This window comes from Candidatus Aenigmatarchaeota archaeon, assembly GCA_016932615.1.
Taxonomy (GTDB): Archaea; Aenigmatarchaeota; Aenigmatarchaeia; order QMZS01; family QMZS01; genus JAFGCN01.
The window spans coordinates 18,249-34,643 of the sequence record JAFGCN010000014.1; the positions used below are offsets into that span (position 1 = coordinate 18,249).

A 16,395-nucleotide genomic window follows, 5' to 3' on the forward strand; every position below is an offset into this window, starting at 1 on the left:
ACTATTGCTTCATCTGATTTGCGTTTTTCAGCGCGTCTTCGATTGCCTGGATGAAGTTTGTGCGGGAGTGTGTTTTTCCCCTCGTCTTTATCCTGACATCCTTGATTCCTGCTATCTCAAAAAGCTTCTTCATCTCGTCAGTTACACACAAGCCCAATCCCTTGGGGGCGGGCATAAGCTTTACCTCAACAGAGCCGGACTTTCCGTAGGTTGTAAATGGAATCGAATGGCCCTGCCCACAACTGCACTCCCAGGAGCCGCAGCCCTTCTTGACAGGGAACATGTTAAGCTTTGCGTTCCGGAGGGATTTTTCCCTTGCCGCCTTGTTCGAACTGGCCTTTCCGACGCCTATTCCGACATAGCCCCTCGGGTCGCCGACAATTGTCATCATGGAAACGCTGGTTCTTCTTCCGGATTTGTGCACCCGGACAGTCCTCCTGCTTGGCCTCCTCTGGATACCCCCTCCCTTTCCAGGGCTTCCACCAATAAGGATCGTGTTTTCGGCAATGCCTGGGAACAGGATATCTATAATTTCCGGCTCCCTTATGACCTGCCCACTCTCAAAAAGCTCTTCAAGAGTCATCTCACCATTTTTAACCATCATGCCAAGCTTGGTCTTTGGAGCCCATTCAACCTCTTCTCCTTCCTCTCCGGCAAAGACTTCAGGAACCGCCGCCTTCTCTGGTGCGGATTCCTCAATGATTTCATCGTCGCCCTCGCCAACCGCCTCAAGCTCTTCCTCAACCTCAGGGTTTCCTTTTTCAATTTCCTCTTCAGTTGGGCCCTTGGTACAGTAAACTTCAGGCATCTTTATGCTGTCTACAGCCCCCTTTGGCTTTCTTGGCTTTGCCGCCTTTTTTGGCTTTTCAACTGCAGAAGCGACAGGCGCATCCTTAATTTCAATTTCATCCTTCACTATTTTTTTACTTACCATAATTATCTAAAATTTTTTGTTTTACTGCTTCAAAATCCTTTGAAACGTCCTCGGAGATATGCCTTCCTGAGAGCCGGTCATCGGAGGGCATCTTCTCGTCTGACATAGGAACTTCAAGCCCGGAATCGGCAAGTCCCTTCAAAACCGCAAAATACCTGTTTCCAGTGGTCTTTCTTGCAACGCCCATGTCAAAAACGGCGCCCTTTACCTTGTTTTTCTTGCAGAAAAGCCCAAAATAAAGCCCTGAAAGGTAACAGGCAGGAATGCTGTTTTTCGAGTGCTTCCAGCCCATTCCTTCAAGCTTTTTGGAAGTAAATGCGAAAGTTGTCTTGTCAGAGCTGCCAATTGCGCCAGAAGGGGCATATTCGACAACCTGCAGGGTGACAAAATTATTGGTTATTCTTGCCGCAATTCGCGGCATTTTTGATTTCAAAAGAGCAAGTCGCCTCTTATAATTGGTCTTTTCTTCTCCCCTTCGCTTGAGAGGCAACAGCTTCGGTCTCATTTTCTTAATTCAATTTAAACTTTAAATCACCTACCATATCCTTCAAACGACCATATCCTGAGCAAAAGCCCAAAAACTATTTAAAAGTGAGAAGGTATTATGGCAAGAAAAGTCTATGAAAGCCCCTTTGCTCCTGCCTTATATACCAAAATAGGCGAGGTTTTGAAAGAGTCCAATGGCCTTTTGCCCATTGGCAGAGAAGACCCTGTTTATCTATGGGCAGACAGTTTGAGTGGAAATGTTTGGGGGGGAGCATTCGTGCCTTCCAGCGAGCTTCGGCCAGGAATGAAAATAGAAAACCTAGATTGGCTCAAAAACCAATGGATAATTCTCTTCGCGCCAGAGCTTAGCCCGGAAGACTGCTGGAAAGACTACATTAGTAAAAAATATAGGAGTCTTCATTTCAACGAAGGGCTCGAAATTGTGCCGGCATACAGCTATGCAGTGCTTACTTACCCTTCCAAACAGGCATCATCTCCAAGCGGCCCTCTTGAGCTTACGTGGTATTCTGGTAGGAATGACGAAGCAGTTCCAATACTGAGAGAAAATCCAGGAAACACTTGCCTCAACGAAGTTGTAGACTGGCCGGAAGATCTGAGAAAATACAATAACCGCGTAAAGGACCATGGACTTGGTTACCGTGGGACAAACGAGGGTGCATTGAAGTTCCAAAGACCTCGCAGAAAGGCCTGAGCCGAAAAATAAAGAGAACTTATATTTGGGAGACAATTATGAGGTCCATTCCTGTAGATAGCCCGGCAAACCGTATCTTGTATCGTAAGATTGGGAGAGTCTACCCGGCGTCCAATGAGCTGACACCAGAAAGCAAAAATCCTGAAAATAGCAGGCCTGTGTACATTGAGGCACGCAGATGGAATTCTACCAGTACCCCTGCAACGTTTAGATTTCTGGACGAACCTGCCCTAAATAACGAACCTATAGACTACCTGTATAAACTTAGGAGGAATACGACACTGCTAATCGCCCCAAATCTTAGCCCGGAAGAATGCATGAAGAGGCATGTCAAAAGGAAGCAGGGGTACGAATTCAATGGAGGCCTCCTCATAGAGGAAGCTCCCAATATAACTATTCTTACTCTCGAAAAGCCCTATGTGCTTGGCTACGTTCAGGACACTGTAGATTCCAGGATGAATCCCACTCTGCTGGAAAATCCCACCCATCTAGACCTGACAGAATACCGTAATGAGATGAGACTCTTAAATAACCGGCTGTACCGTGACGGAAAAAGCTGCTTTGGAGACCTAAGAGATCGTGGCAAAGCAAAGACTATTTAAAAGTAATTTATGAAACTGGAAGAAAGATACCGCCCCGGAAAAGAAATCGAACTGCGGCCGATAATTGGTTCAGTTGTAACCTCAGTTGAAGAAGACCGAGGTCGGCTCGTTTTTGAAAATGGGCGCAAGCTCTATGTTCATCCTTTACCCGAAAAAAGACCTGACTACTTTGCGCTTACCAACCGGCCGGTTAGAGATGAACAAGGTGTGACTTGGCTAGATGACCTTCTGGGACAAAAAATACTGAAAGTCGCGGATACCTCGCGGCGGGGGCGCTACATAGAGGAAACCCTGTACCAGAAAATCCTGGAAGAATGCAGAGGGGAACCTTGGGAGACCACCGCCCACTGCTCGCATATACTCGCAGTTCTTACTGACCAGGAGCCCCGTGTGCTTATGTATGGCGGGTGCGGCTGGAAAACGCCCTGGCTTTATGTAAACCCGGAATTCCTGAGTGCGGTAGATTCAAGGAAACGGCTGGAGGGGGGTGGATTTGAAGATTCCAGAGACTGGCACGAGCGGGCCCTTGGAAAATACCGGGGCCTTATGGCAACCTATCAGGACCGGCTTAGGGCAGAGGGAGTGAGGGTGTAAAAAAATGATGCTAAAAAAAGGAGATGAGTTTTCGGTGAAAGGTTTTCTGTATTCAAGAGTCGAAAATGTTGGCAGAGGCAACCAGAACCCGATTGAGCTCGAAAATGGAGAGACATTCTTTATCCATGGTGTCGGTAATGGCGCCGATAGGTGCATCTACCTCTCCCCTGAAGAGCCCGGTGAGGAAAACGCAAAAGCAAACAACCTGGATTTGCTAGTAAGAAACACTCCCCTTATTGTGACGGATCTGACTCTGGGAGGTAGTTGCTCCAACAGGTACGATTTTGGCAGAACACTCCGTGGACTTATTGCAAGCAGTTCAGGGAAGTTTAACGAGGGACTCTGGGGATGCGCAGGTGATCCGCTGGTAGTTTGCACAGATCACCAGCCGCTTAGGATTTCATTTGGCAACCCTGACGGGCGGCTTTATGTTAAGGATGACCTAGAAGTCCTTGAATGGTTAACGCTCAAAAAAAGATATGTCGATGGGAAAGGTTATGGCAAAAATCTGCCCCCAGAATTAACAGACGTTTTTCGTAAAGAGCAGCCTGAACAAGTGGAACGTTACGGGCACTGGTACGAAAGAGCAGTCCCTGAATATGAAAAAGCAATGAGAAACCTCCAGACAGCGCACAGCCGTAGCAGGGGTTCCAGATGCCAGCGTTTCTAAATTTAAAATAAGGCAACCCATAAAACTCAAAAAAACAACGAAAAAACTCGTTATTACGCGTATTTTGCGAGGACCTTCTCGATTTTCTGCAAGCCCTCCTTTGCCTCGCTGATTTTCTTAGCTCCAACGCAAACTATGCTTCCTGACGAGAACACCAAAAAGGAGGTGTTGTATTCCTCAAGCCGGCAGATGAGCCCCGGAAAATTTTCCGGCTCATACTCGCTGTTCTCCATCGAGAAGGCGACCTTTTCGAGGTTTATTTCCCTGCCAAGAGACCCTACTGCGACAACGTTCTCAATCTTGGTTTTGTAAGTTGTTGGGGTCTTCACGCCGACTTTCTTAAGCATTTTCAGGATTTTCCCTATCCCTTCCTCGGCGTCTTTCAAGCTCTTTGAGCCGACGCAGACGATTGTGCCCGACCTGAATATGAGGGCGGTGATTTTTGGGTCCTCGAGGCGCATGACAAGCCCAGGGAAGGCCTCTGGCTCATACTCTGCTGACTCAAAGGTCTCTGCAATCTGTATCAGCGGAAGAGTCGCATCGATACTTGTTGAAACTACTACATTTTGCACTTTTATGTCCATTAGTATATATACTAAAAATACTTAAAGGTTATATCTTCCAAAAAATATAGCACTCCTAAGTTGTAATTATTGCCCAAAAAAGCCCTATTTAAAGCCCCATGGCGAGGATTATTATTACCATGCACCTAACTCTGCCTTTCGGCGCAAAAAAGAAAGGGGGCAATTCGAACAAATATTGTTCTCTTGAGGAAGCCACAAGTGCGGTTGGCTATTCCCTTCCGCAGAATGCAAGCGCTGCAGGCGAACTTCTTGTCGCTGCCGGGCTTGCTTGTTATGGCGGCTGTCCCCTGAATGTTGTAGCGTTGCCTATGGGAATACATGCAATAGGGCGGGGCTTGGAGTCCCTGAACATGGATAAAGCCCGTAAAATGCTCATGGAATACCCCAATAACGCCCGCGAATCGTTCAATGAAATCATAAAGCGTGCAGAGCCGGGCATCCTGAACACTCTTGGCTCTTTGATGGAGGTGGGGCTTGGGGTGGTTATTGCCGCAAAAGACACTGCCTACGGCCTGTCGGATGCTGCAGGGCTTCTCCTCGGCGGAGAACTGGTTATTGATGGGGCCTATGGAGTGTACCAGTCAATTGGAGCCCACAAACTCGTGGACAACATAAGGCAGCTTTCTCCCTATAAATCAAATGGGCTGTTATAGCTTCAGATCATGCGTGTGTTCAGCCAGGCATCTATGGAGGATTTCAAGCGGGGCAGGTCTTCGTCCAGATTTTTTCGCGTCCGATCCTCGTCAAAATATGGCTCTCCCGTAAGTCTTTCAAAGGCCTGGTTTGCTAATCTGGCCTTTAAGCAGATAAGGTCTGCATATTCAGCAGGAGTAGTGCCTAACTCCTCCATCCTTAGGGGCATATTCTCAGAATTGAGTATCTTGCCCATGTCCTTTGCATCAAGCGTGTTTAGCGAAAAGGCCAAAATATCCTTCTCAAAAGGGTAGGTAAAGTTCCTGCCGGAATTGGCTTGCCTGACTTCCATGAAGCCCACTCTATCTCTTTGGTAATCGTATAATTCCGCCAGAGTCTCAGGCATGGGCAAACTGCCGTGAATGGCACGCCTTAATACTTCCACATCCTGGCCCTCCAGGGGTCTTCCTAAATAGCTTGCAGCATTTGCCCTGTGATATGCACCAAACAAACGCCCGCCTTTTTTAACATCATTTGTTTCTGGCTCCAGCGGGATAATCTTCCTGCTTCTTTCATCATGAACTTTCAGGTTAAGATACATATTTGCAGTATGAGGTACAAACCCTAGGTCAATTGGTGGCTCTCCTTTAATAGAGAGGCCTATGTTTGCAAGATAATATTTTCCTTCTTCTACCATAATATCTACTCATAGATAGTCTTATTACTTAAAATACTACTGCCAGAACAACCAGTGGCACTCATTCACCCTGGACTGCTCGCTAAATGCCTCAAGGGTCTGCCTTAACGGCGCCTGTGTGATGGAATAAACGCCAAACAGCTTTTCTTTTTTCTTTTCCCATTTTCCTTTTTCTGCCGAGGAAAAGGCAAAAATCCGTTTATTTGAATTTCAGGTCTATTATGCTGCAAAAACTTGAGCTTGAAAGCTTCCGGAGCCACAAGAAGAGCGAGCTTCGCTTTGACACCGGCACCAATGTCCTGATTGGAATATCGGGCTCGGGCAAGTCATCGGTTCTCGACGCAATCTGCTTTGCCTTGTACGGGAACACCCCAAAAATCCAGTCAAGAAAACTGAAGGTTTCCGACCTCATAATGGACAAGCCCACAAAGGAAGACGAGGCGAAACTCAAGCTCACGTTCCAGGCAGATGGGAAAGATTATGAAGTTACAAGAGTTTTAAGCCGGGAAAAGCCGACATACGCAGAACTGCGGGAAAACAGCACGCTTAAGGCAACAGGCACCACACAGGTAACCGAGGCAGTCGAGCGCATACTCAAGACAAATTTCGACCTATTTTCAAAAATCATCTACTCCGAGCAAAACCAGATGGATTACTTCCTCACCGTCCCGAAAGGTGACAGGATGAGCAAGATTGACGAGCTCCTGAAGCTTGAGCGGTTCGAAAAGGCCCGCCATATTGCAGTTTCATTTGCAGGAAAGCTCAAGTTCAAGGCAAAAAACCTCCAGGAAGCAAGCGAAAAATTCAACGAAGAGGAGCTAAGTAAAGATAAAGCCGCCCTACAGGCAGACCTTGCCGGGCTTGAAACCCGCACAAAGGAGCTTTCGGCCAAAAAGACAGACCTTGACAAGACGCTCGAAATACTTACAAAACTCCTCCAGGACATGGAAGCCAAAAAAAGGGAAATAGAAAAGCTAAGAGCCCAAAAGCAGGAAAATGACGGGGCAATCCGGGTTATAGAAAGCGAGCTTAAGGAGCTTCCCGAAGGCGACCTGGAAAAAGAAAGAGAGAGGTTCGAAAATGCCCGCCAGGAGTTCAATGAAAAGAGCCAAAAGGAAGAGGCGAGAAAAAAGGAAGTCGCTGGAATCGAGTCCGAGCTCAGGGAAAAAAGAAGCCAGCTTGAAAAAAAAAGTGCCGCCGAAGAGTTCCTGAAAGGGTTTGACTCCAGAGAATACGAACTGCTTGAGGCCAAGCTAAAAGAGCTGGAAATTGGGCACGTTCGTGAAGAGCACCTGGAAAAAGAGCTTTCAACGTCCATCAGAAGCTTGAATTCTGCGGGGCAAAAATGCCCGACCTGTGACACCCCCCTAAGCGACGAAAAGCGCATCATTCTCCTCAAGGAAAAAAGAGATGCCCTCATGAAAACCCAGGAGCGCCTGTCGAACTTGGTAAAGGAGATAATCGCCGCCCAAAAAGAAGCCCAGGCAGAAAAGGAAAACACCCGAAAAGCCGAGGAAAAGAGGGCCATAGTCAATGACATTGGAAACGTCGCAGAAAAAATCGATACCCTTCAAAAACAGCTAAACAAGCTTGAGGCGGCGAAAATAGACCTGGATGCCATAAGGAAAACCTTCGAGGAAAAGAGGCAGCTTAAAGAGCTTCTCGAAAGAAAAACCGCAAAGCTGGTGAATTTATGCAAGTACAGGGAAGCCCTGCAGAAGGTCGAAGGTCAGCTTTCCGGAATAGAGTTCAATGAGGAAGTCTTTGAAAAGCTGAAAGTGGAGCTTGAGGAAAAAAGAAGGGCGCGCTTTGGAGTCGAAAAGGACCTCCAGTACAGCCAGGAAATCCAGAGGGAAAAATCCAAGGCGCTTGTGCGGCTTCTCGAAAGCATAGACTTTTTGCTCAGAAACCGCTCGGAGATAGAGCAGCTAAAGTACTCGACTGAGACCCTCGACAAGTTCTCGGAAGTCCTTTCCGAAGTGCAGGGAAAGCTCCGGGAAGAGTTCGTCCTCACGCTTAACGAAGTCATGAACGAGGTCTGGTCAGAGCTCTACCCTTACGAGGATTATTCAGCCATCCGCTTCAAGATAGAGGACAATGACTACACCTTGCAGCTTTGCGACCTGAAAAGCAACTGGGTGAATGTCGAAGGCATTTCCTCCGGAGGTGAGAGGGCAATTGCCTCCTTTGTGATGCGGGTCGCGCTTTCAATTATCCTTGCGCCAAACCTAAAGCTCCTTATTCTGGACGAGCCGACGCACAACCTTGACGCCGAAACAATAGAAAACCTGACCGAGATTCTCCGGACCAAAATGACCGACCTTATCGACCAGATTTTCATAGTCACTCATGATGAGCGCCTTGCCCAGGCCGCCACTGCCTACACATATGAGCTACGAAGGGAGTCCAAGAAAAAGGAACCAACGGAGATTCACCGAATTGAGACGTTTTTGAGCAGTTAAGGGGGTTGGATGTTTGCCATAGCTGCCCCTAAACCCATACTGAATAGGAGCATTCAAAGATAAATACATTGCCAGGAAGTTATTTTGTGAAGCCGTTATGAGCCAGATTTACGAGAATCCCCTTTTGCTACTTGTTCCCAAAAATGCCACCCGCCAGGAGGTGATGGATTGTTTTTCTAAGGTACTCATACCAAAGGTCCTTAATGAAAGCGGACCAGTCCCCGTATTTTTTGGAGGCCTCATTTCACTCAACAGCGGCTTGTATGGAGAACCTGCAATGGAGTCTCTCCTGACCAACTATGGCCACTCTGGAGATTATAGAACTCCCCCCGCTCTTGAAACCTCCCTCAGACTGCTCGAGCCGCTCCAGAACCTGGGGCTAATTGGCCAGGTCCACCGGAACATGGACCATATAAAAGGCCACTTAAACGGGTCGGGCAGCGGGGAGACCTCCCATGACAGACTTTCGGAAAAGCAAGGATGGCTGCTAGACCTCTGCATAGCCAATGGTCTCGATACTGTGGACCATTATGACCCCCCAATACCAGACCTCTGGGCACATTTCGACTACGAGCGAGAAGGTCTCCCGCCCGATAAGTGGTACCCCCGAACGGTTACCTGAGTAGACTTGGTTTTGACCGGCGGTTAACTTTTGAGTAGTGGTGGGTTTAAAAAGCTTCCAAGAGAGGATTATTATGGTATATCGACGAAAACAGTGGGGGACTGGGCCTGGAAACAAAAGCCACAGGCACGATGTGAATAGAGACCCCCCCTCAATTACCCTAAGAGAAATACCCGGAATATATCTATTAAGAGCAGAGATTGTGCCAATGGACAAGGTATTGGGGTTAGATGACAAAACCTCCTACCCTTACGACACTGAACTTACTATATTGCCTGGACGCTGCAGGAGAGGAAAGGATTCTAATCTGGGGATGGGAGTGCCTAGAGAAATAGATATCTATCTTAACAAGGGGGAGCTAACTTATGCAGAATCTGGCTATTGGCCTATAAAGTATTCCGGAGAAGACCTGACCCGGAGAGAGCAATTGCGCGGTTTGGGTGACATAAAAACCCAATTTGAATTGATAAAGCCCATAGAAATCGAAGGAAAGTATTGGAGCGTCGTCTCCGAAGCAATGAAGAAAAATTCCGGACCTAATCTGAAAGGACACCTTTCAGGAATACTGGTTTGACTTGCCAAAATCACTCCAAATCGTCGTCGTACCTGCTTTGCCTCCTCCTTTTCTTGTTGACTCCAAATGCAATCTTTGCCGAATCCGTAAATGACTTTGTCAGGACCTCAAGTATTGCAAGCCCATAGTAGATAAAAAAGCCCATGACGCCAATCATCACAAAGGAGAGCATCAGCTCAGTTGTCAGGTTCCAGCCCACGCCGAAAACCTTGACCAGAATTACCGGGAAAAGCGCCGAAATGCCGACAACGGCAATGAACTTGACAAAAAGCTTCATCGCCCTGTAGAAGAGGTACACAAACAGGACAAAAAACCCCACCACCACCAGGAGAGCTACATCAAACATTCTGGGCCGTTGACCAGTAGAGACTTGGTCGCTGAATACATGGCAGAAAACCTTGGAAGGGTGAACACTATCGCTTTGGAAACAGCCCCCTCCCTGCCCCGGTGCTTCATAAGCATATTTAGCATGCTTTGCTTAAATGGGTGATGGTTTTCAGTAAGGTGCTTGGCGGATATCTTGGGGTTAGCCCTCAGCCGGTCAAGGTACCAGTCAGTCATGTCCATAACCGATTGGTAGCTTTCGAAAGTCTTTGTTTTTCCGGACTTTATCGCCTTCAGGACAGAATCAATATCAAGGCCAGAGTTGATTTTTGTTATTGCTTTTCCAACCATTGCGCTTGTGTGGGCATCGCTTCCGGCAGTTCGGCCCATGTTGTGGTACTTTGCAAAAATTCCCGCCCGGACATTCGAGAAGTGGTCCACGTTCATCGCATTGAAAACTTCAACTGCATCCGCGTGCTGGGCGCGCTCAGCAAGCCCTAATTCACCAAGGTCAAATGGGTGGGGAGCTACAGCAATTCCGCCCTGCGCGTGAATCTTGTCTATAGTTTCAAGAAAGTGCTGCGCCGGCTTTATTTCCTCTGAAATGCCAAGGGCAAGCAGGTGGCCTTGCCGGGTGGATATTTCTTCGCCAGGAAGCGCAAGAAAATTTTCCGCCTTGAAGTGCTTAAGAGAATGCCATGCCTTAAAACTGTTGTGGTCGGTAATCGCAATCCCATTAAGCCCCTGCCTCTTCGCGACTTTAGCCATCTCTATCGGGGAGGAAAACCCGTGGTCGCCAAACTTATCCCTGGAGTACCAGGAATGGGAATGCAGTTCAAAGAGCATAAAATATATACTGAAAGATATTAAATTTGGTTTCCAGGATTTTGCCAAAATATGCCCTTTTTGATGCAACAAGCGGCGGCAACCAATCCGGCATAAACAAAAAACGCTTCGGACCTTCCAATTAAAGCCATTTAGTATAATCCAGTAATGACCTTAACACTCTCTGAACAGGTAGACACTATTTTTATGGGCGGGCCCTATCGGGAGGCAGTACTCTTCCGCGCCCGGCTTCCAAACGGAAACTCCCCTCTGGTTCTGACCTACATAGATGGTTCGGACTATCACCCATTTATGGAAAATATCATCACCTGGTCGGCAAGTGAAGGGTTAATCGAAGAATCCGAAGACCCCTCCAAGTGTTATGTTGGTTTTCCAAGAGACACTTCCGAATTCTTGCCAAGAGGCATAAACTCAAGGTATAAACGAGCATTCCTGCTTGGAAAAGACGGCCTGAGCGCAACGGTAATCAATGGCTCTTCAAGGGAAAAATACTGGCTTGCCGATCCTCAGGATGGACAAATTGTCCTTAAGCTCATTAAAGACGGGCTTGCCGATTTCCAGGACCAGCCATTCTCTCCACGGGGAATAGAGCTCCATAGTATCGGGCAATCCGCCCTTGAAGTTGGGATGATATCTCCTAAGCTAGTCCTTGCCTACTCAGATTAGAAAATATGAAAGAACGCCCTTACTTAAAACCTGACCCGGATATCCGCATTACGAGAGCAGATTTTGACCTCGGGTTTATGAAGAATCACCCAGGAGAACAACTTCTCATAAGCGTGCCTTACGGATTTCTTAGTGAGGGGGCTCTGCATTTCTATGCGCTAAACATGCACTATGTGCTTCCGGAAGAAAGGAATGCTTTGCGCGCCATGCTGGAAAAAGAGATTGAGGGAGAGGAAAATAAAAATGACGAGAGCTTGCGCAAGATAAACTTGAAAGAGGTTAGCCGGATTGAATCACTCATAATCCCCCACTCAAGGCAGAGAAGTTTTTACCTGGACAAAACAGCAGGACTGTACCTTACACCCCTGCACGAAGGTGTGCTGGAAGTAGAAACTATGCGCCTTATGGGTCCCAGAGACGGACGTGTGGTGTTAAGAGACTTGGTTGACTTTAGTGTTGGTTCTGAAGCCGGGGAGCTTTACAAAAAAGGGGAGGACCTGGCAGATCTAGGGCTTATAAATGTCGTGGATTAGATTATGGACCCAATTAAGGATATTCGGCTTGGCAAAAACATAACCGCGTCTGACCTTGTGGGCCAGATGTTTGAGGGTGGCGGCTTTACCGCCAAAAAGATAAAAGTCGGCTCAGAAATCTTCTCGGACATGATTAACGACAAGGAGTGTTTCACTTTTCTCTCTTTTCCCGCCTGCACGATTGCAACAGGGATGAGGGGCGTTGTAAAGGACCTTGTAAAGGACAGGAAGATTGACGCGATAATAACCACCTGCGGCACGCTTGACCACGACTTTGCAAGAATCTGGAAGGATTATTACCAGGGCGACTTCGTGGCTGATGATGAAAAGCTAAGGGAAAAAGGAATCTGCCGGCTTGGAAACGTTTTTGTCCCTGACGACAGCTACGGGATAATCATCGAGAAAAAGCTTCTGCCGATTATCGAAAAAATCTATGAAAGCGAAAAAAACCTCGGCACTAAGGAATTCATCTGGAAAGTAGGAGAAGCTGTAAAGGATGAAAAAGGGGCGGAGGACAGCATAATCTACTGGGCGTGGAAAAACCAGATACCAATTTTCGTTCCGGGCATAACTGACGGCTCTTTTGGCTTCCAGCTCTACATGTTCTGGCAGGACGGCCACAAGGACCTTGTCGTAAATCTCATGAAAGACGAAGACGACCTGGCAGCAATTGTCTATACCCACAAAAAAACCGGGGCGCTGATGATTGGAGGCGGAATCTCAAAGCACCACACGATATGGTGGAACCAGTTCAAGGACGGCCTCGATTACGCCGTTTATATCACAACTGCAATCGAATCCGATGGCTCCCTTTCAGGCGCCCGCCTTCGGGAAGCCATAAGCTGGGGAAAGGTCAAGCCAAGGGCAAAAAGAGTGACAATCGAGGGGGATGCAACAGTAATCCTGCCGCTTCTTGTTTCGGCTCTTCATTAAGGCAGTGGCTTAAGCGGATACTTTATAGAAATCCAGCTAAATTATGGCAGAAGAGGAAGTTGAAAGCGTTCCGCCCTGGCTGGTAATCGTGCTCCTGGCAGCAGTTATCGGGTTTCTCATGGTGTACTATGTAAGCGCAGACCTGATAAATTCCCTTTTGTTACAATTTGCGGGCTAGGCAAGAGGAAGGCCAAAATAGCCAATCAGGGCAATTGCAATTCCAAAATAGATGAATAGTGTAATGATGTCTGTAAGCATTGTCGCAAACGGGCCCGTTGCAATTGCAGGGTCCATTTTAATTTTTCTGAAAAGAAGCGGAAGCGTCGTGGATATGAAAATAGAAACCATCATGCCAACAAAAATAGATGCTCCCACAATCATCCCAAGAAGGGGAATTTTCCACACAACATAAGTTGCAAGGCCCAAAAAAGCCCCGCTGCAAAGCCCCAGCGTAAAGCCAATAACCGCCTCCCTGAAGATATAGCGCGCCACGTTTATTTTCGGGTCTATCGCAAGCGCCCGTATTATTAGCGCCGATGACTGGGCTCCTGCAGCACCGCTGATGTAGACCAGAACCGGGATAAATGAGGCAAGCACAATGAAAGTTTCAAGCACCTCCTCGAAGAGCCCGACAATTGAGGCAGCAACAAGCCCCCCCATTATGCCAATTATAAGCCAGGGAAGGCGGCTTTTTACCATGTGAAAGGAAGAGGAGTCGTGCTTTGTGTACTCGGACCCCACCTTGTGAAAAATACCGCCCAGCATAAGCGTATCCTCGTGAACCTCATGATGAAATATCTGCAGGATTGTGTCATATGGCACTACCCCCATAAGCCGTCCCTCCTTATCCACCACAGGTATCGCCTTTATCCCGTGCGAGAGCGCAAGGTAGACCACCCGCTCCTGAGGGGCAGTTGGGTGAACACTTACAAGCTGACGCTTCATCAGGTTTTCGACAGGGATTGTCTTTTTTGGAGCCCTGAAAATCTCCTTTATAGTAATAACCCCAACAAGCACGTCGGACTTGTCAAGAACGTAAATGTAATCTATTGTGTTCAGGGAACCCGCATTTCGCGTAAGCATCGATTCAATGTCGCCTATCCTGTCGCCTATCCTGGCAACAGGCACGTTTTCCACCAGCCGGCTTCCTGCAGTCTTGTGGTTGGGCTTTTGAACGCCAGAGCCGTTCCCTTCCATAATTAACTCTTGTCTGAATTTAAGGGCTTTTTCGGGTGAGACCAACCCCTAGCAGAGGTTTCTTTTTCATTTTTGTAGGTTAATTATTGGAAAATGAGATTTGCAATAGTTGACGAGAAGAAATGCGAGCCCAGAAAATGCGATAATCTGTGCTTCCGCCTCTGCCCCAGAAATAAGCTGGAAGAGAAGTGCATCGAGATAGGCGAAACCGCAAAAATAGACGAAAACCTGTGCGTCGGGTGCGGCATCTGCTCGAACCGCTGCCCGTTTGGGGCCATAAAAATCGTAAACACTCCCGAAAAGGCGGGCTTTCTCGTCCACAGGTACGGCGAAAATAAGTTCGCGCTCTACAACCTCCCCCTGCCTGAAAAAGGAAAGATAACTGGAATTATCGGCCGGAACGGAATCGGAAAGTCAACTGCGATGAAAATTATCTCCGGGCTTCAGCAGGTAGACACCAAAGACATGCCGACGCTTATGAAGCAATATTTCCAGAAGAAAAGGTCTGTCTCGCTAAAGCCGCAGGTTCTCGAAAACCTGACCAGTAAAGACCTAAACAGGGAAATGATAGATTTGTTTGGAATCAGGGAAAAAGAGCATTACTCAGGTGGAGAGCTCCAGAAGCTCAACATCGCAAAATGCCTCTCAAAAGACGCGGACCTCTATATCCTGGACGAGCCAACGTCATACCTTGACGTTTACGAGCGGCTGAGAATCGCGAAAATCATAAAGGAGCGGCTCAGGGACAGGGAAGTCCTTGTCGTAGAGCACGACCTTGCAATCCTGGACTACCTCTCAGAGCAGATATGCGTGCTTTTTGGGACTCCCGGCGGATATGGAGTCGTTTCATCAAAATACTCAACGCTTCGGGGAATTAACAATTACCTTGAAGGGTACCTCCCGACAGAAAACGTACGGGTGAGAAAAGACCCGATAAAGTTCGACATATCCGCAACAGAGGAGCTTGGAAAAGACCGGCTTCTCGGCTTTTCGAACATAGAAAAAGCCCTGGGAGACTTCTCCCTAAAGGTAGAGCATGGGGACTTGAACCGGGGGGAAATCCTTGGCGTTCTTGGGCCAAACGCAATCGGAAAGACGACCTTTATGGAAATGCTTGCCGGCAAAATGGCGCCAGACAAGGGAGAGGTTGAAAAAGCAAAAATATCCTACAAGCCGCAATACCTGTACGCGGACTACGAAGGAACCGTCGAAGAAATTATTCCAAAAGAGCGGCAGTTCAAGGAGCAGATAAGCTTCCCGCTAGGCCTTGAGCAGCTCTACAAAAAGAAGGTCAAAGAGCTTTCCGGCGGGGAGCTCCAGACGCTTGCCATCGCACTGTGCCTTTCAAAAGAAGCAGATATCTACCTTCTGGACGAGCCGTCCGCCTTCCTTGACATAGAAAGCCGCCTTCGGCTTGTGTCCCTTCTGCGGCAAATCATAAAGGACAGGCAGGCCTGCGCAGTCGTAATCGACCACGACCTTCACCTCGCAGTCCAGATTTCAAACAGGGTTTTGCTTTTTGAGGGCGAGCCGGGAAAGCTGGGGCTTGCAAGAATCGAAAAGACAGGAATCGCGATGAATAACTTCCTAAAGCAGCTTGGAATAACCTTCAGGCGCGACCCCGAGAACAACCGCTTCAAGGTAAACAAGGAGGGAAGCAAGCTTGACCAGGAGCAGAAAGAGAGGGGGGAGTACTTGATGTTTAAGTAGACTATAATTCCTCAGGAGCTTGTACCTTTGGAGGGATATCTTCAATACTATCTGGACAGTATCCAAACTCCAACTCAGCAGACCTAAGTGGCGAAAGTTTTTGGGCGCTTCTATTTATAAAGTAGAGCATCCAAGATGCTAGCATTAAAAAATCTCCACGATTTCCCTCTGGAAACCCCTTTCTTATTTCTGGAGACTGTTTGATTATGCAACTAGAAACCACGAGTTCTCCAACACGGGATTTCACACGGCTGTTTTCGAAGCTACAATTATGAATATCGTGCGCAAAGTCATTACGTATTTTTCTTATTATGTGCAAATCTCTACAAAACTGATGGCTGATGAGCCCCAATCTAAATGACAAATTTATTTTAGAGCTAAAAGCAGACAAGGGGGCATTTAAACCATTAAATACTTCGTCTCTACCTGAAGGACTGGGAACCAGATAGTTCCTCAATAGTGACTCCAAAGCGCTATCAAATAGCGCAACCACAAGGATTACTGCTGCCCGGTCAGTTTCCTTATTAAATTCTTCAATAAGCAGATTATCCCAATATGTCCAAGAATCATCCTCTACTTCCAAGTTCTCAGAAGACATAACTATCCTTAGATAACG

The 16,395-nt window shown here is 47.5% G+C and carries 20 protein-coding genes; 12 read left to right on the forward strand and 8 right to left on the reverse strand.

Going from position 1 to position 16,395, the window contains the following annotated elements; genetic code table 11:
- Position 1: 1 nt before the first annotated feature.
- Complete coding sequence (gene rpsE / locus JW727_04130) at positions 2-934, reverse strand: 30S ribosomal protein S5 (GenBank protein ID MBN2095211.1); 933 nt, start codon at positions 932-934, stop codon at positions 2-4.
- A complete protein-coding gene (locus JW727_04135; protein ID MBN2095212.1) occupies positions 924-1,439 on the reverse strand; it encodes a 50S ribosomal protein L18 in 516 nt (171 codons plus the stop codon). The genes rpsE and JW727_04135 overlap by 11 nt, the downstream gene beginning before the upstream one ends.
- A 99-nt stretch (positions 1,440-1,538) precedes the next feature.
- Here JW727_04135 and JW727_04140 point away from each other — a divergent pair, with 99 nt between their 5' ends.
- From JW727_04140 to JW727_04155, 4 genes are read left to right on the forward strand one after another with little or no spacing between them, the layout of a single operon-like run.
- Positions 1,539-2,132, forward strand: a complete 594-nt coding sequence (locus JW727_04140) for a hypothetical protein (GenBank protein MBN2095213.1) — start codon at positions 1,539-1,541, stop codon at positions 2,130-2,132.
- Positions 2,133-2,170: 38 nt separating this feature from the next.
- Positions 2,171-2,734: a hypothetical protein gene (locus JW727_04145; GenBank protein MBN2095214.1), complete on the forward strand. Its 564-nt coding sequence runs from the start codon at positions 2,171-2,173 to the stop codon at positions 2,732-2,734.
- A gap of 9 nt (positions 2,735-2,743) precedes the next feature.
- A complete protein-coding gene (locus JW727_04150; GenBank protein ID MBN2095215.1) occupies positions 2,744-3,328 on the forward strand; it encodes a hypothetical protein in 585 nt (194 codons plus the stop codon).
- 4 nt (positions 3,329-3,332) lie between these two features.
- A complete protein-coding gene (locus JW727_04155; protein MBN2095216.1) occupies positions 3,333-3,998 on the forward strand; it encodes a hypothetical protein in 666 nt (221 codons plus the stop codon).
- A gap of 53 nt (positions 3,999-4,051) precedes the next feature.
- Here JW727_04155 and JW727_04160 read toward each other — a convergent pair whose 3' ends face one another.
- The gene (locus JW727_04160) at positions 4,052-4,582 is read right to left on the reverse strand and encodes a TATA-box-binding protein (protein ID MBN2095217.1); all 531 of its coding nucleotides are present in this window, start codon (positions 4,580-4,582) and stop codon (positions 4,052-4,054) included.
- Between the two features lie 98 nt (positions 4,583-4,680).
- Here JW727_04160 and JW727_04165 point away from each other — a divergent pair, with 98 nt between their 5' ends.
- Positions 4,681-5,235 carry a hypothetical protein gene (locus JW727_04165; GenBank protein ID MBN2095218.1) on the forward strand — a complete coding sequence of 185 codons (555 nt, stop codon included), beginning with the start codon at positions 4,681-4,683 and terminating at the stop codon, positions 5,233-5,235.
- Positions 5,236-5,237: 2 nt separating this feature from the next.
- On the opposite strand, the gene JW727_04170 is transcribed toward JW727_04165, so the two are convergent.
- Positions 5,238-5,912 (reverse strand): hypothetical protein, encoded by a 675-nt coding sequence (locus JW727_04170; protein ID MBN2095219.1) that lies wholly within the window; start codon positions 5,910-5,912, stop codon positions 5,238-5,240.
- 221 nt (positions 5,913-6,133) lie between these two features.
- Here JW727_04170 and JW727_04175 point away from each other — a divergent pair, with 221 nt between their 5' ends.
- The 3 genes from JW727_04175 (at position 6,134) to JW727_04185 (ending at position 9,570) form a co-directional block, all read left to right on the forward strand.
- Positions 6,134-8,374: an AAA family ATPase gene (locus tag JW727_04175; GenBank protein ID MBN2095220.1), complete on the forward strand. Its 2,241-nt coding sequence runs from the start codon at positions 6,134-6,136 to the stop codon at positions 8,372-8,374.
- A gap of 97 nt (positions 8,375-8,471) precedes the next feature.
- On the forward strand, positions 8,472-8,996 hold the full coding sequence (locus JW727_04180; GenBank protein ID MBN2095221.1) for a hypothetical protein: 525 nt from the start codon (positions 8,472-8,474) through the stop codon (positions 8,994-8,996).
- A gap of 73 nt (positions 8,997-9,069) precedes the next feature.
- On the forward strand, positions 9,070-9,570 hold the full coding sequence (locus JW727_04185) for a hypothetical protein (protein MBN2095222.1): 501 nt from the start codon (positions 9,070-9,072) through the stop codon (positions 9,568-9,570).
- Between the two features lie 10 nt (positions 9,571-9,580).
- Here the strand turns inward: JW727_04185 and JW727_04190 are convergent, their stop codons facing one another.
- Positions 9,581-9,916, reverse strand: coding sequence for a hypothetical protein (locus tag JW727_04190; GenBank protein MBN2095223.1), 336 nt, complete (start codon positions 9,914-9,916; stop codon positions 9,581-9,583).
- Positions 9,904-10,740, reverse strand: a complete 837-nt coding sequence (locus JW727_04195; protein ID MBN2095224.1) for a PHP domain-containing protein — start codon at positions 10,738-10,740, stop codon at positions 9,904-9,906. The genes JW727_04190 and JW727_04195 overlap by 13 nt, the downstream gene beginning before the upstream one ends.
- 186 nt (positions 10,741-10,926) lie before the next feature.
- Here JW727_04195 and JW727_04200 point away from each other — a divergent pair, with 186 nt between their 5' ends.
- Genes JW727_04200 through JW727_04210 form a run of 3 tightly spaced genes read left to right on the forward strand, consistent with a single transcriptional unit; the run spans position 10,927 to position 12,872 of the window.
- Positions 10,927-11,406, forward strand: coding sequence for a hypothetical protein (locus JW727_04200; protein MBN2095225.1), 480 nt, complete (start codon positions 10,927-10,929; stop codon positions 11,404-11,406).
- Positions 11,407-11,411: 5 nt separating this feature from the next.
- Positions 11,412-11,939, forward strand: coding sequence for a hypothetical protein (locus JW727_04205; GenBank protein MBN2095226.1), 528 nt, complete (start codon positions 11,412-11,414; stop codon positions 11,937-11,939).
- A gap of 3 nt (positions 11,940-11,942) precedes the next feature.
- A complete protein-coding gene (locus JW727_04210; GenBank protein MBN2095227.1) occupies positions 11,943-12,872 on the forward strand; it encodes a deoxyhypusine synthase in 930 nt (309 codons plus the stop codon).
- Between the two features lie 174 nt (positions 12,873-13,046).
- Here the strand turns inward: JW727_04210 and JW727_04215 are convergent, their stop codons facing one another.
- Complete coding sequence (locus JW727_04215) at positions 13,047-14,069, reverse strand: magnesium transporter (GenBank protein ID MBN2095228.1); 1,023 nt, start codon at positions 14,067-14,069, stop codon at positions 13,047-13,049.
- A 93-nt stretch (positions 14,070-14,162) separates the two neighbouring features.
- On the opposite strand from JW727_04215, the gene JW727_04220 reads away from it, so the two are divergent.
- Positions 14,163-15,779 carry a ribosome biogenesis/translation initiation ATPase RLI gene (locus JW727_04220; protein ID MBN2095229.1) on the forward strand — a complete coding sequence of 539 codons (1,617 nt, stop codon included), beginning with the start codon at positions 14,163-14,165 and terminating at the stop codon, positions 15,777-15,779.
- Between the two features lies 1 nt (position 15,780).
- Here JW727_04220 and JW727_04225 read toward each other — a convergent pair whose 3' ends face one another.
- Complete coding sequence (locus JW727_04225) at positions 15,781-16,377, reverse strand: hypothetical protein (GenBank protein MBN2095230.1); 597 nt, start codon at positions 16,375-16,377, stop codon at positions 15,781-15,783.
- Positions 16,378-16,395: the final 18 nt, after the last annotated feature.